Source organism: Chitinophaga pendula (assembly GCF_020386615.1).
Taxonomy (GTDB): Bacteria; Bacteroidota; Bacteroidia; order Chitinophagales; family Chitinophagaceae; genus Chitinophaga; species Chitinophaga pendula.
The window spans coordinates 2,488,203-2,503,599 of sequence record NZ_CP077769.1 but is presented as its reverse complement, the minus strand read 5'-3'; the positions used below and the strand labels follow the sequence as shown (position 1 = coordinate 2,503,599).

The following is a 15,397-nucleotide window of genomic DNA, read 5'->3' as shown; positions in this document are numbered from 1 at the left end:
AAAGGGAGCCATTAGAAATTGAGTGGGATATACGGGCAATAGCATGCCCTCCCGTGTAATATGTACCTACACAGGAAATGATAAGGGAAAGTAAATGCAACTAGTTATTCGGCTATTAATGCCTCTTTGCGTTCATACAACAATTCCTTCTCTCCATAAAGCCGCTCAGCCACGATGCCGCGTTCATTACATTGTTTGATCAGCTGATTCGATTGTATGATCGGGTTTGATTCATCGGTATATTTGATACTGCTGATAAATTCCAGCCAGGGCTCCATCCCCATAGCATACACATACAATTCCTGTGGATCAAATATATCCACAAGTGCCACCCCTTTCTGACAATCCGAACCAGCAAGACGACGGCTGCCATCCTGTTCACGGCTTAGCTTTTTCGTAATGAGGGGGCCATATAGCCAGGTGAGAGGAGCACCATCGCACTCCATTCCCAGGAACATCACATCTACTTTTCCGATCTGATCGAATATGTGTTTATACAACTGTGCTTCGACAATCCTTGAATCTGCCAGGAACAATAACCGGAAGCCACTGATCTCTACAAGAAAACAGGACTTCGTCTGTATGTTTAAATCACTGTGTTCTCCTATAAATGGCAAACCCGTAATGGTTGTATCGGCAAACTCAATAGTCTCCATTTCGTTTACCGCGGTCACCTGCTTAAAACCGATATTCCTGAACATCAACTCCAGGTCCGGATCTTCCAGCTTACCACTGGAAGTACGGGGTACAATCAGGTTTTTGATCTTGTGACGTAAGGGTAAAAGGGTTTCAAACAGGATATGATCCTGGTGATTGTGGGTGATCAGTACATAATCAATTACGTCTGGCAGATCAGCATCGGAGAAATGCTCGAGCTCTGAATCATAGCCATAATAACTAACTAATGGATCTACCAGTATACTTACATCTCTCGTTTCTACAAGTATGCAAGCATGACCGAAATAACGCATACGGATCTTGTCGCCCGTATATTTCTTATAGACAGGGGGCGCTTCGTTAGTGAAGAAAGTATCAAAAAGTGCTTGCTGTGCTGCAGGTACACCTAAAATCTCACTGATCTCATCCAGGTTGCCTGCTTTGCGCTTCATTGCAGACAGTATATCGATGCCAGCATGGTCAAATGTGATGGGAAGATGTAAGATATTGGGTTCATCCAACCTGGGCGTGCTGAGACAGAAAGGACGGTGGTCATTATTGGTGAGCCATAACGCGATACTTTGGGAGCGCCGGTTATAGTAAGGACTCTTATATAAAAGGGATTCAAAAAAACGAAAATCTGCATGGTTATTCCTGTCATAATGCAGCTCTACATATCCTTTCAATGCAGCAGGTACCTTTTCGTATAACGTTTCCAAGCCAAACCCCTGTGCTTCTGTGGATAATAATTTATCCAGTTCTTTAACCGCTTTTGCAAAACTGATTACCTGCTGCTGACCCTCTAGCGTCTGGCGTTGCAGCTCCTTGATTTCTTCTACGCGCTTTACAGGTATGTCCATAAAGGGACCACCTTTCATCTTCGGATTTTTCACCGCATCTTCATGAATATCCGGTGCTGCAATAAAAGAGTCAATGATGTTAAGATGCCGTCCTACAACGTTCATCGCAGCGGTGGCTGGTGAAATAAGATGACTCCAGGCGTACCATCTGTCATAAAGAGGTTCCAATACCACGTTGGGTTTAAGGTAGACTTGATTCCTATTCATAAGATATGTTTTTCTGATATAAGCATTTATTGACGAAGGAATGCAGGTGCATCTTTACCTACTGGCTGCAAATGGTCGGGAGAAACATCCAGTAGAATATGTCGCATGATAATTGAAATACGCACTAATATCTTCTGGCATCCTTTGTAAGCAATTATCTCACCCCGGATACCACACAAAGGCCCGCTTGTGATAACCACATGCTGCCCCCGCTGAAAGGTAGTGGCTACAACTTCCATGGTAGCATCTCCACTCATTAAGATTTGCAGGTTTTGAATAGTGGTGGGAGGTACAACAGCAATTTCTTTTCCGAATTTTATATACTTCAGCACACCGTCCATATCCGACACGTCATAGAACTCCTGAGAATCGCGTATAAATGTGAAAATGTAGGAAGCGAACAGTGGCTCGGTGACAATCTTTTTACGATCATGCCACTGCTTGACTACGCTGGTGGTAGGAAATAAGTGAGTGACACCTCTGTTTTCCAATTGTATGGCTACTTTCTTTTCATGTCTGGGTTTCGTATAGATCAGATACCAGTTGGCTGTAGTTTGCATAGTAGATTTTTAGACAGATTATTCTTTGCATTACACAAATAGCTTCCGCTAAGGTGACTACCAAAACATAGTCTCCTTCCTGTAATTATTCTCACCAGCTGATAATTGATTGCAAAAGCAAATAGGGTGAGTTGGTCCTTAGATATGAAATATGCCTGCTACATGCTATTTCAGGCAAATTAAACGCTCATAAATGTATAGTGATAGGCATAGCTTCCGCTAAGGCCAGTAACAAAACTTCCTCTCCGTTAAGATCAGCTACCTTTTAGCAGCACTTAACATCGTGACATATTCCCATTATTGAAATGTATTTCGACTGTAATTGGCGGTTTACACTTACAGCAGGATAGGTATTGCTGTAGGCACAGTCACAAAGCAAGGTAAAGCCACTAAAAAACGATGACGAGTATTTTTCTATCAGCTTTCATGGGTAGTTCAATGGTATTTTAAAAGTGGAAAATGGTATTCATAGTCTCCCCTCACATTGATCAATCAACATAAAGGCGTTTGGGCTCGTTTCATTTGCAATAATAGAAACGCAAACAGTACCTGTACCTATAGTTAACAAAACTTCGTTCTTCTCATTTGTATGATTTCCCGATACAAGGTATAGCAATAATAAGAAAAATTAAACTATTTCGGGAGTTAACCTTTTATTATGCAAGCCGAAGATCAAACTTACAACAAAATACCTGAAGAATGAGTACAGTAGAGAAATACAGGCACACCTAACAATCGACATAAAAGACAAAAATCAGATGAAAATTCAGAATCTCTGCATCGTAAACAAATACAAAACGCCGCACAGGAAAGAGAAAAATAAGAATGTAAATACATTCTGAATAAATTCTGAATTATACATTAAAAAATCAAAACACACAGTCGATATATAAAATAAAATTATCTATCATACACTTATACTACTACATTCTTTCAAAATGATATGATAAAACTATGATGACCGCCCTCATATTTATAGAGAATATTCCAATCGTAGAAGTTACAGATCTCTTTCACAATGGCCAATCCCAGCCCGGTAAATTCATTATTTTTTACGCCTTTTTTAAACCGGCCAAATAACTGTTCAACCGGAAAATCAAGTGGCGGCGCCTCATTTGAAAATACCATAGCCGCTGGCGATATTTTAAAATATGCACTCCCTGATGGCCGTGTATGCCTGATAGCATTCACCAGCAGATTCGATATAAGTATATCACACAGATATGGATCGGCATAAACGACAGTAGGCAAAGCCATCACCGTAAAATGGATCGCTTTGGGCGCAAATAGATCATCCATAAGCGTCAGGTGCTGTTGTAGCAATTCATCCATTCGTATAGGCGTTCTGCTTTCAAAAGCATTATTATCAAGTTTCGCCAGGAGCAGTAGATTTTTGTTCATCCTGCTTAATCGCTCTACACCGGATTTTGCCTGTACGATACATTGTGCCATTTCTTCATTTACCTCCAGCTGGCTCATCCTGTCCAGTTTAGACAAAATGATGCCTAACGGCGTTTGTATCTCATGAGAGGCATTCTCCGTAAACTCACGCAAAGAAATATACTCACGGCGACTTCTATCTGCCAGGTCTTTAAGCGTCATCCGGAGTTCGTTGAACTCTTTTATAGGAGAATCATATAGCTGCAAAGGTGCCGGATTACTGACAGAGTATTGTTTCAGGCGTTGCAGGTTAAGGAAAAACGGCCCCCATATCCGTTTGTTGGATACATAATTTATCAGGACACCGGACGCTGCAAGTATAAATACCGTAAATAGTAATACATAAAATATGGTCTTATAATATTTATCCCAGCCGATGTAAGTGGTCATGACCATGATCTGGTACCGCTGTCCATCTATCTCATTTACCTGTTTCAGGTAATGATACCCTTCATGTTCGTGTTGTATAGCATCATATATCAAGGTATCTCCGAATACCGGCGCTGCAGTTACCGGTAATGAAGTAAGATCGATTTGCGCAAATGGTGCTCTCAGATGTTGCCCTGAATGCCATTCTTCGCTGACGATAGCAGCCTGCAATCGCAGCTGTTCCTGCATCTCTTCCTTTACAAGCTTCTTCAGAAAAAAATAAAGCCCTACGCCTGCAAATACAAGTATAACAGTTGTGGCAAGCAGGAAATCACGGGTAGCCCGATGTAATAACTTCATGGGATGACAAATTTATACCCCATACCATAGACCGTTTTAATATAATCTTTACCCGCATAGGCTGACAACTTCTTGCGGACATTTACCATATGTACATATACAGCGTCGTAATTATCTGCGATATTATAATGATCTCCCCACAGATGCTCCGCTATGGACTGTTTACTTACCACCCTGTTTTTATTAATAATAAAATACAACAGGAGCTCGTATTCTTTCCGCGTAAGATGGACGACCTGATCTTTGTACCACACTTCCTGCCCGATAGGATCTACTATCAGGTCATCAATATACAGGTGATTTTGTCCGTTGAAATTTTTTCTTCGTATCAACGCGCTAATACGGGCATTCAACTCTTCCAAATGGAAAGGTTTAGTAATGTAGTCATCCGCGCCCATCTTGAGACCGGTGATCTTGTCTGTCAGCGAATCTTTCGCAGATATAATCAACACCCCCGTATCGTGGTGCACTTTTTTAAGCAGGTCCAGGAGCTGCATGCCGCTTCCACCTGGTAATGTAATATCCAGCACGACTATTTCATACCTATATAACATAATCTTGTCCTCTCCTTGCTCAAAATCATATGCCTTTTCACAACGATATCCCTGTTCTGATAAATAGCGCTCCATCTCCTCCATTAGCAACGGTTCATCTTCGACAAGTAATAGCTTCATAATGCTCAGAATTAGGTCAACAAAAATGCCTTACTAGCAGTACCAGACTGGCATTGGTAACAAACTAATAATGCAATATAGCATTATATATATAATTTTTCCGATAAATAAGAGACTTATCTAGAGAGCACGCGAGGAAGGAAATCTATCTACTCTATTTACTGGGCTTCGAAGCGATAACCAATGCCGTAAACCGTCTGGATATAATCGGTACAGCCCGCTACCTTTAATTTGCGTTTCAGATTTTTCATATGCGCATACAGGAATCCGAATCCGGATACGATCGTATGCTCTGCATTGGCCAGATAATTGGCCAGCGCATTTTTCGATATTACTTTTGACCTATTGCTCATAAGATAACATAAGAGATCAAATTCCTTCCGGGTCAGGTCTATTCTGTTATCTTTCACCGTAACAGTCCTTCCGGGTACATCTACGATCAGTTCATTACATGTTATCACCTCATCCTGCTGCCGGTATCCTGTACCCGTAATTGCTTGCAGGGATAAATATAATTCCCTCAGCGAGTAAGGTTTCTTAAGTATCAATATACCTTCACACCGCTGCCGTATTTCACCTGTAAACTCACCGGATTCTACTGTCAGGATCGTTCTGGGGCCATATGAAGAATGCCTTAAAAACTGGAGTAACTTTTGTGCCTCACTGTCCATATCCGCCACATTATAAATAATAGCGTCGTAACTGAATATACCCAAAGCGGCGGCGGCCAATGCAGGTGTGGAGAGATAATCACTCCAATGGCCCTCTACCCTGAGATACTTTTCCACTTTTCTAAAAAGTGCATCATCCGTTTCTATTATCAATACTTTCATCCGTTTCAAATAAGAACAAATGAAGGAAGGAAATCTGAAGAAATTCTTAAGGATGGATGCATCAATATCGCAGCATAGGCCCATACCGCCTGTGCTATTAGAGAAAAAGGGGAATAATCCCCTGTCTTACAGGTTTTTTCCGTTGGCGGGGCGTCGTATTATTGTAACACAAAACGGTTAAGGCCCAATGGTATTGGGGGTTACAATACTATGGCTAAAACAAGTGTAAATGAGAAAGGGCGGTGTCTACCGCCTTTTGAATTACGATTAGTCAAAGCAGATCCAATGCAGTAACCACCGCTAAATTAGCGCCTGTTATCGGTTACTGCCAACAACCAAAATGCTAACGTTATGAAAAAAATGCTGCTTGCTAACTTTAAACAGCTGAACAGAGCTGACATGAGAAAAATTACAGGTGGTCTCAGATTTGCCGGCCAATGCGGTGATAATTGTGACGGATCGTGCATACCGAAAATAAAAACCCCTATGCCAGATCCTACTTCACAAGTAATTGGGACATGCCGCTCCAATAGTTCTGGTGACAGGTGTTATTGTACCAGCGCCTCCTGAGCTTGCCAAACAAATAAATAGGTACTGCGGTTTACTTCAATAGACCGCAGTTTTTTTACATGAATAGCAGGCTATACCGCCCGGCAAACATTCGTTAAATACCAGCAAGAGCAACCTAGCTGACAAAAACCAAGCGTTGGACATTTACGGCCCGCACATTTCGCAGCAGCGACGCTAATGCCGCCACCCTGTATATATTTCATTTCATGACGCGATACGGCGGGAAATTGCTTAAGATTTTTCATAATTGAGGGTTTTGATTTTCCGGCAACACCGTTGTCTAAAATTTCAGAAGGTGCAGCCCTATCTTACAGATTAATGTGATGTTAGCGACTTACACAAATACCTTGTAAGACTGTCGGCGAGTTTAGCCGGCAAAGGCATCTGATCGTATCAGAGGAGCAGGAGCCGGCGGTTAATCCACAGGGACGGCCGGCGACAGGACAGAAAGCCACGGTAGAAATCCCCGCTCCCTTAATGCCTTTCATTTCAGTGCGGGAGATTACAGTAAAGTTGTTGATTGTTTTCATTGTTGAGGGTTTAGTATATCGATGGAAGTAAAAATAAGTGCTGGACCTATCGTATATCAATACAAAGTCCCTGGGAACAAACGCAGTCTCGGATAACCGGACATGGTTGTCCAGAACAGCGTGATCCACCACACCTGGGAACAATAGTACGGCTGCCGCCGCCTTTAATCTTCCTCATCTCAGTACGAGGAACGGTAGGAAATCTATTGATGAACGTCATAGCGGTTTGGATGAAGTTAATGTATATAAGTAACTGCGAAAATGTACAACTATTGATATGGGAACGCTTTTACAAATACAGCCTGAATCGATACAATGAATTGATGCAATATCATACCTAAATGTAAAGCAAAGCCTTTGTGCTAACGGAACACCTACCCCTTATGGTGTTCATTTTATCGCGATGAACTAACGTGAATTTGCTAGGGGTGGCATAATAAGGGGTTTTAAATGAAGTTAAAGATCGCGGCAGCATCTTTAACGCAGCATGTAAAACAAACACTATGATACACGGAAGCCGTTTTTCCGGCATAGGCAATTTCGACTCGGCAGCGGAGTGGATTCTCCCGCAAGCAAACAAGCGTGTCCGTCTATCTCTAAACCTGGTCATCTCCTTATTATTTTTCCGCTCTCATCTTTACCATGAGTCTTCCATCTAGGCTGGTCTGCTGATAACATATACGCCAATCTGCTTCTTTGTTGTCGTGGCAAACTGGTTTGCCATTTTTGCCAAAGCCTTGGCCGGCACTACACCAACGTACAAAAAATGCCTCGCCAGAGCTATATACCTCCATGTAATCCGTAAACTTACCCGTAAGTAAAAACAGGAATATTCCCCCTAATTACCGGTTTTTTCCGCCGGGTCTTTACTATAGCTTCGCATTATGTTAAGAAAAAGATATCTCCCTACACCTCGTGATCCCAAAATGACACTGGCAGAAAAGAGGTTCGAAATAACTTATGAATTGACTACCAGGGGCATGCCGAAGGAATTCGTCAGGGAGGGCGCCGAAATCGCCTTGGAGCACATAAAAATTAAGCGGACAACAATAGCAGAGGCAATAGAATTCGTAATCCGTTGGATAGAAATTGCATCAGAGGAAGATCAAACTGATAGTATAGATTAAAAGGCTGTTTGTTTTCACTTACGAGAGTTACAATACCGACAATAAGCGTGTAAATAACAAAGGCGGTGTCTACCGCCTATCACCTATCCTTATAAATACGAATTTTTTTTATATCCGTATATTCTGGTCGACAGTTGGTGGTATTTCGCACTTGCATAACCTATAGCTGTAGAGACCCATTTTAACACCCAAAACGAAAAAAAACTATGAAATTTTTACCCCGTGTTGTGCTGGCATCTGCTCTGCTGGCCTCTGTACTTAGTTGTAAAAAAGAAACCAAAATTGCTGCAGATCAGCCCGGACAGTTAACAGTGGTCACCGCTCGGAGCTTCTTCGAAAACCAGGTAAAAAAGATAAGCGCAAGACCAGAAAGCGCGGATGCTCTTCCGATTGCGGGCGCGCCCAATTGGGACTCGGTCTACACGAAACATCTTACTGTTGGTGATGCCATCGCCGTACCGTTGCAAGGTGATCGCTATATCTCCATTGGGAAGTATAAGGTGATACCAAACAACTATCTGCTGATCTACAAAGGGAAAGCGGGCCTACAGCACGAAGTGGTAACAGTAATCAAATCGCCTTCAGACAGCGGTGTCGGATTTAGCGGCAACGTGATTGTACAGGATTGGTCGGGCCAGATACTGCAGGGCTACAGCTTTAAAAACGGCCTTTACAGGAAGACCAATATAACCGTTGGTAATAGAGGCCCACAGACCGAAATCGGCCAATTGTGCGCAGAAATGGATATCTGGACCTGCGTGACGGTGGGAGATTTTGGCCCGTATTGCCATTATGACCATACAGTATCTGCTTGCTCCGGCGGCGGCGGCGGAGACCAACCATGGGGTCATGAGCCGGGCACCTATCCAGTAAATCCAGACGATTATCCTGGATCTAATGGAGGATCAGGAACGGTAGGAAATGCCACTACCAACAATATGATAAGAAATCTACTTACAGAGGTAGAAAAGGTTAATGATATTATCCAGCGCGGCAAGGACCCGAATTTTGTTGACGGGGCTAAATCAGGTCTTGCAATTACACAATTATCAATAATGGGAATTGTTAAATATGTCGTAACTTTCAAATGGGATGTTAATAACCCTCAAAATGCCCAGCTAACAGAAATAAACGCAAACCTAACAGGCCTCACAATAGGGCTTGTAGACTTTAAGCAATACACTGCTACGGCGAGTGATTTAAGATATAATACCGAGTTGCGTTTTCAGATAGTTGGCGAATTCATTTATACACTCTTTATAAATGGCGTAGGCACCCTTTTCAAAATACCAATGACTATATCTGGGACCTATAACACTACCAATGGTGAATATATGTTAGTGCAATCAAAACTTAAATAAACCCCTATGGATGATATCCTTTTTAAAGCCTCGATTATCGGATGGTACCTCTTTAACGCCGGGCTTATAGCCTTAGTAATATGGGGAATATTCAAATTTTATGGCGTGCTGTCCGGGCTGCTAAAGAATCTTATCGAACTGATACAATCAGTAAAAAACAACAAAAAGTTGGGTTGACCCTGCCTTTTTGTTATATACCGATTTTTCTTCGCCACTTTGCTATATCGAAAGACGGACAAGCCTTCTTTACATTCGGCAAATCATGATGTACCTGAATGCCTGCCTTCGGATACTTGGCGTGCAATCTCTTTACAGTTAGTTCCATTGTGGCGAACTGTTTATTTGTGCGAGTGTCCATTGACTTATTATCTGCATCCGCACCGCCTATGTAGCAACACTAATTAGAACTAGGGAACTTTCTGCCAAGAAGGTTAGACAGGAATGGCGTATAACGGAAGAAGATACTTGCGAGATAGGCTTCTGTGGTAGAGAAGTTTGTATATCCCAGGCTATCCTTACCATCCATGGATCTACTCCTGCTTTATTTAACATTTGAGCAAAGGGATGTTTAACAACATGGAATGTAGCCTTTGAATTAATCCCGGCAAGTATGGCGATGTGCTTTAGGCATGTATTGTCGAGCGTATTAGCCTCATTTTTTCCATGTGCAATTGTACCTTATCTTTCGGCTCTTTTTTTAATATGGGAAGTGCATAAGGTCCCTCGGAGTGTTAATGTAGGTTAACTCGTGTTGGCGGATCGCCTGAAAGTGATTATTGAAAAGAAAGAGCCGCTACTAGAGCGGCTTTTTCTTTTCTCTTTTGTGACCGCGTCAGGATTCAAACCTGAAACCTTCTGATCCGTAGTCAGATGCTCTATTCAGTTGAGCTACGCAGCCATTGTTGTGATTGGGATTGCAAAAGTAAAAATATTTTTCAACTTAACAAATATTTACAGGTATTTTTTTCTGCAATTTTCTGATTTACACCTACTTTTACAATGTAGTATAAAGAATTGATCACGTGAAAATACAGCTCTGGAGCATTGGTAAGGACAATGATCCCTATATCAGGGATGGTATCGCTATCTTTCAGAAACGTTTACAGCATTATGTCGACTTTGAGCTCAAACTCATCCCTACTGTCAAACAAGCAGCCAGTCTCAGCATTGCTGAATTGAAAAAACAGGAAGCTAAACTGATCCTGGGCATGCTGCAACCTAATGATTACCTGGTGGCATTGGATGAGCATGGAAAGATGAAAACTACCGTAGAGTTGGCCGAATTACTACAACAAAGGACCAATGCCGGCACCCGTCAGTTGATCCTCCTCATAGGCGGCGCTTTCGGGTTAGATAGTACCATACTGGAAAGAGCACAGCTCAAATTCTCGTTGTCACCACTCACCTTTCCTCACCAGCTGGTCCGGCTTATCATGACCGAACAGCTATACCGGGCCTATACGGTACTTAATAACGAGAAATATCACCACCAATAATAACTTTTAACCGCTTTAATATTACATTGCAGTTATGATGTCATTTACCCTGGCCATAATAATATTAACCTGTCTAGTGTCTATTACTTCTTTCAGCCGTCCTGAAAAGATCGATGAGATGAGTATGTGGCCCTATATGATAAAAGAGAAGAAACAATACTATCGCTTTATCACCTCCGGCTTTGTACATGGCGACTGGGGGCATTTGTTCTTCAACATGCTGACACTCTATTTCTTTAGTAGTCAGATCGAAAGCGTATATGCCCAATTGTTTGGCAGCAAATTGTATTTCCTGGCGTTCTATCTGATAAGTATTATTTTATCCGATATTCCCTCTTATATCAAACATCATAATAACTACGCCTATCGTTCTATCGGTGCATCGGGGGCAGTATCAGCCGTGGTGTTCTCCTTCATTCTTTTCTCCCCCTGGTCATCTATCTATGTATTTTTCGTCAAGCTGCCCGCTATCATATATGGTGTATTATTCCTGGGGCTTTCGGCTTACATGTCGCGCCGGGGCGGAGACAATATCAACCATGATGCGCATTTCTGGGGTGCCATTGTCGGACTGGCTTTCCCGCTGATCCTGCGCCCGGAACTATTCAATTATTTCATCAACCAGTTGATGAGCAAGTTTCAATAGTAAAGCACCTAAGCTTTCTTCCATTCCATCAATAACACTTCTGTCGTTGCCGGTGTTACCTTAAAACGATCGTCTATACGCATGCCCGCGATCCAGGCAATCCGTTTGCCGGTTTCAATGATCCATGTCCGCTCCTTTTGGGGAAGTGACAGTTTCTGATCGATGAAAAAACGACTAAGTTTCTTTTTCTTCTGCATACCCAGCGGATAGAAGTAGTCTCCTTGTTTCCACTTACGCAACAGCAACGGAAAATGTACCTGCTTCATATCGAGGCAGGCAATTTCCGCCTCCCGCGGTATGCTATCAAGCGCCGTAACCGGTATGATACGCAATTGAAGACTTCCTTCCGGGGTGACAATGGCCGTATCTCCCTGTTCGATAACTGTAACGGGCCTTTCTGACGTATTTACTGCGTGGATCAACAACCATTGCCGGTTACGCACTATACGATGTGAATCCGTCTGTACATACTTTCCCGATTCACTATCCAGCAACTGTAATACCTGTTCTACCTGTGCAGGCGAACAGCCATAAGCACGGAATATCTCATAAGCGATCGCAGCAAGCGGTACAGCTTTTTTTAGTTTGAGCACGGGTATCATACAGGTATCACCCTGCCTGAACAATAACTGTTTCTTATGCCGGGCCACGGCCTGGTCATATAATATTTCCGCCTCCCGCATACGATCAATACTGGCTCCCATATTGCCAATAGCCTGTGGGAAAGCATCCAATATCGGGGGAATAACGTGATGCCGGAAGTGATTACGTGTATATTTCGTGGTACGATTAGAACTGTCCTCCACATAGGCCAATTGGTATGCCCCCATATATGCAATGAGGTCTTCTTTGCCGGCAAATAACAGCGGCCGTATCAACCTACCGCTTTTGGGTAATATGCCATGCATTCCAGATATACCAGTGCCCTTGGCAAAGTTCATCAATACCGTTTCAACATTATCCTGCATATGATGGGCGGTAGCTATATAGTCGTATCCTGCTTCCTTCCTTACCTGCTCCAGCCATTGATAACGTAGTTCCCTTGCTGCCACCTGAATGGATACACGTTTTTCGGAAGCGTATGCATCCGTATCAAAGTTCACCTTGAATAATGGCACCTGATATTTCCTGGCCAGCTGTGTCACAAATGTTTCGTCTCTTACGGATTCTTCCTGACGAAGTTGAAAATTACAATGTGCAACTGCAAATGAGACTCCTGATTTGCTGAACAGGTCCGTCATCACTACAGAATCAATCCCCCCACTAACTGCGAGAAGTATCTTCTGGGAAGGGGTGAATAGATTTTCTTTTAGCGTATAGTCATTAAATGCTGTCAGTAACACCGCTGCTGTTTGCTGCATGTATGGATACGTAGATTGATTGAATAATAGATCTGATATCGGTATTAGTCTGTAAGATCTTCATAAGCTGCCTGCAATTCGTTATATGCATGCATCTCCCGGGCGGCTTTGGCCATTTCCATTCCCTTTTCGTAGATAGCTATAGCAGATTCGGTAGCACCAGTCCGCTCCAGCAGCTTGCCCAGGTGGTAATACGAACCAATGTAACCCGGCTCATGCGCCAATAGCTCTTCAAAAAGAAGCCTGGCAGTATTATCATCTTCTATCTTAATATATTCCAATGCCAATGCATGTTTCAAAAAACTGTCCTGCGGACTGTCCGCCAGGAATTGTTTCAATTGTGCGATTCTATCCATCTGCTGATATCTTTTTAAGTGTCCGGATAGCCGGCATCCCTGATCTCCCTTACCCTTCGTTCAGCTTTGCGCATTTTTAAATATATTTGCTAATACCGCTTTTACAAACCAAACAGTTAAGGACATGAAGATTTTAGTATGTATTAGTAAAACTCCTGACACTACTGCAAAAATAGCTTTCACTGACAACAACACGAAATTCAATGAAGCTGGTGTGCAGTTTATTATCAACCCCTATGATGAATGGTATGCTTTGGTTCGCGCGTTGGAACTGAAAGAAACATTGGGAGCTACTGTACATCTTGTGACTGTAGGCGGGGCAGACACAGAACAGGTGATCCGGAAAGCATTGGCATTGGGTGGCGATGAGGCGTTCCGGATAGATGCAGACAGTCAGGATAGCTTTTACATTGCCTCCCAGATCGCGGCTCATGCAGCTGCGCAGGGATACGATCTGATCCTTACCGGTAAGGAAACCATCGACTACAATGGTTCCAGTATCGGCGGCATGGTCGCAGAACTGCTGGATCTGCCGTTCGTATCCATTGCAGCCAAACTGGACCTCAACGGTACGGAAGCTACGATCAATCGTGAAATTGAAGGCGGAGAGGAAGTTTGTAAGGTAACATTACCGGTAGTAGTGTCCTGCCAGAAAGGAATGGCAGAAGCACGTATCCCCAATATGCGCGGTATTATGGCCGCCCGTACAAAACCCCTGACAGTCGTTCCTGCAGCAGCAGCAGATACACTTACCACCATCGTCAGCTTCGAATTACCACCTGCCAAAGCCGGTGTGAAAATGATCAGCCCAGACAATGTCGAAGAACTGGTAAAGCTGTTACACGAAGAAGCCAAGGTGATCTAACCTGGCAATTCAAGGGACCCATTATTGTACATTTTCAAAACAAACTATTCCATGTCAGTTATAATATTTGCCGATCAGTTCCAGGGAAAGATCAAAAAAGCTGCTTTAGAAGCAGTACAGTACGGTGCCAAGATAGCGAAGCAACTCGGTACAAACGCCACAGCAGTAGTATTGGGCCAGGTAGCACAGGAAGAGCTTACTGCCTTGGGTAACTACGGCGCAGAAAAAGTTCTGCATGCAGCAGATGCCCGCCTCGATGAAGTCGAAGGGGGCGTATTTACAAAAGTACTTGTAGCAGCCGCACAACAGGAAGGGGCCAAAGTGTTGGTATTTCCCCATAATTTCGATGGCCGCGCTATCGCTCCCCGGGTAGCCGCAAAACTGAAAGCCGGTCTCGTAGCAGGTGCCATTACGCTGCCTGACACCAGCAACGGCTTTGTGGTAAAAAAGACCGTATTTTCCGGCAAGGCCTTTGCGAACGTAAACATTACTTCTGATATCAAGGTCATCGCCGTAATGCCGAATACCTTTCCGCTGGAAGCCGGTAGTGGTAGCGCTACGGTGAGTACCTTCTCCCCTGCTATCGCAGATACGGACTTTAAAGTAAAAGTAAGCAGTGTGGAGACCATTAGCGGCGAGATCCCATTGACAGAAGCAGAGGTGATTGTAAGCGGTGGCCGTGGTTTGAAAGGCCCTGAACACTGGGGGCTGGTAGAAGACCTCGCCAAAGTACTAGGTGCAGCAACTGCTTGCTCCCGTCCGGTGGCAGACTCCGGCTGGCGTCCTCATCATGAACATGTTGGACAAACAGGGTTGACGGTAAGACCTAATTTGTATATTGCTATCGGTATCTCCGGTGCTATTCAACACTTGGCTGGTGTAAACGGCAGCAAGGTGATCGTAGTGATTAACCGTGATCCTGAAGCGCCCTTCTTTAAGGCAGCAGATTATGGTATTGTGGGAGATGCGTTTGAGGTAGTTCCCAAATTAACAGCAGCGATTAAGGCATTAAAAGCATAAAGTATATGTACTTCGGTATCAGTTACAGGGCACTTGCAGGAGAAGATCAATTATTCCGGCATTTGTCACTGTAACTGATGACATTCAACTTTTTTAACTAGGAAT

The 15,397-nt window shown here is 43.3% G+C and carries 14 protein-coding genes and 1 tRNA gene; 6 read left to right on the top strand and 9 right to left on the bottom strand.

Annotated features, from left to right (window positions below; genetic code table 11):
• Positions 1-104: 104 nt before the first annotated feature.
• The 5 genes from KTO58_RS09185 to KTO58_RS09165 form a co-directional block, all read right to left on the bottom strand.
• Positions 105-1,724, bottom strand: coding sequence for an MBL fold metallo-hydrolase (locus KTO58_RS09185; RefSeq protein ID WP_225860157.1), 1,620 nt, complete (start codon positions 1,722-1,724; stop codon positions 105-107).
• A gap of 26 nt (positions 1,725-1,750) precedes the next feature.
• Entirely contained in the window at positions 1,751-2,284 is a 534-nt protein-coding gene (nusG, locus tag KTO58_RS09180; protein WP_095839656.1) for a transcription termination/antitermination protein NusG, read from the bottom strand.
• A 933-nt stretch (positions 2,285-3,217) separates the two neighbouring features.
• Complete coding sequence (locus KTO58_RS09175; RefSeq protein ID WP_095839657.1) at positions 3,218-4,453, bottom strand: sensor histidine kinase; 1,236 nt, start codon at positions 4,451-4,453, stop codon at positions 3,218-3,220.
• Positions 4,450-5,127: a response regulator transcription factor gene (locus tag KTO58_RS09170; RefSeq protein WP_225860156.1), complete on the bottom strand. Its 678-nt coding sequence runs from the start codon at positions 5,125-5,127 to the stop codon at positions 4,450-4,452. The genes KTO58_RS09175 and KTO58_RS09170 overlap by 4 nt, the downstream gene beginning before the upstream one ends.
• A gap of 158 nt (positions 5,128-5,285) precedes the next feature.
• On the bottom strand, positions 5,286-5,960 hold the full coding sequence (locus KTO58_RS09165; RefSeq protein ID WP_157753062.1) for a winged helix-turn-helix transcriptional regulator: 675 nt from the start codon (positions 5,958-5,960) through the stop codon (positions 5,286-5,288).
• A 1,984-nt stretch (positions 5,961-7,944) separates the two neighbouring features.
• Between KTO58_RS09165 and KTO58_RS09160 the strand changes: the two genes are divergently transcribed.
• Together KTO58_RS09160 and KTO58_RS09155 are read left to right on the top strand one after the other, a co-directional pair.
• Complete coding sequence (locus KTO58_RS09160; RefSeq protein ID WP_225860155.1) at positions 7,945-8,187, top strand: hypothetical protein; 243 nt, start codon at positions 7,945-7,947, stop codon at positions 8,185-8,187.
• 206 nt (positions 8,188-8,393) lie between these two features.
• A complete protein-coding gene (locus tag KTO58_RS09155) occupies positions 8,394-9,548 on the top strand; it encodes a hypothetical protein (protein ID WP_095839660.1) in 1,155 nt (384 codons plus the stop codon).
• Positions 9,549-9,945: 397 nt separating this feature from the next.
• On the opposite strand, the gene KTO58_RS28775 is transcribed toward KTO58_RS09155, so the two are convergent.
• Complete coding sequence (locus KTO58_RS28775) at positions 9,946-10,074, bottom strand: hypothetical protein (RefSeq protein WP_255408016.1); 129 nt, start codon at positions 10,072-10,074, stop codon at positions 9,946-9,948.
• Positions 10,075-10,372: 298 nt separating this feature from the next.
• Positions 10,373-10,446 (bottom strand) — tRNA-Arg (locus tag KTO58_RS09150).
• Between the two features lie 124 nt (positions 10,447-10,570).
• Here KTO58_RS09150 and KTO58_RS09145 point away from each other — a divergent pair.
• Entirely contained in the window at positions 10,571-11,044 is a 474-nt protein-coding gene (locus KTO58_RS09145; RefSeq protein WP_095839661.1) for a 23S rRNA (pseudouridine(1915)-N(3))-methyltransferase RlmH, read from the top strand.
• A gap of 76 nt (positions 11,045-11,120) precedes the next feature.
• On the top strand, positions 11,121-11,690 hold the full coding sequence (locus tag KTO58_RS09140) for a rhomboid family intramembrane serine protease (RefSeq protein WP_225860154.1): 570 nt from the start codon (positions 11,121-11,123) through the stop codon (positions 11,688-11,690).
• Between the two features lie 8 nt (positions 11,691-11,698).
• Here the strand turns inward: KTO58_RS09140 and tilS are convergent, their stop codons facing one another.
• A complete protein-coding gene (gene tilS / locus KTO58_RS09135) occupies positions 11,699-13,051 on the bottom strand; it encodes a tRNA lysidine(34) synthetase TilS (RefSeq protein ID WP_095839662.1) in 1,353 nt (450 codons plus the stop codon).
• Between the two features lie 44 nt (positions 13,052-13,095).
• Positions 13,096-13,407, bottom strand: a complete 312-nt coding sequence (locus tag KTO58_RS09130; protein WP_095839663.1) for a hypothetical protein — start codon at positions 13,405-13,407, stop codon at positions 13,096-13,098.
• 124 nt (positions 13,408-13,531) lie between these two features.
• On the opposite strand from KTO58_RS09130, the gene KTO58_RS09125 reads away from it, so the two are divergent.
• Both KTO58_RS09125 and KTO58_RS09120 read left to right on the top strand, forming a co-directional pair.
• On the top strand, positions 13,532-14,272 hold the full coding sequence (locus tag KTO58_RS09125; protein ID WP_095839664.1) for an electron transfer flavoprotein subunit beta/FixA family protein: 741 nt from the start codon (positions 13,532-13,534) through the stop codon (positions 14,270-14,272).
• A 51-nt stretch (positions 14,273-14,323) separates the two neighbouring features.
• Positions 14,324-15,292 (top strand): electron transfer flavoprotein subunit alpha/FixB family protein, encoded by a 969-nt coding sequence (locus KTO58_RS09120; protein WP_095839665.1) that lies wholly within the window; start codon positions 14,324-14,326, stop codon positions 15,290-15,292.
• The last annotated feature ends 105 nt before the right edge of the window (positions 15,293-15,397 follow it).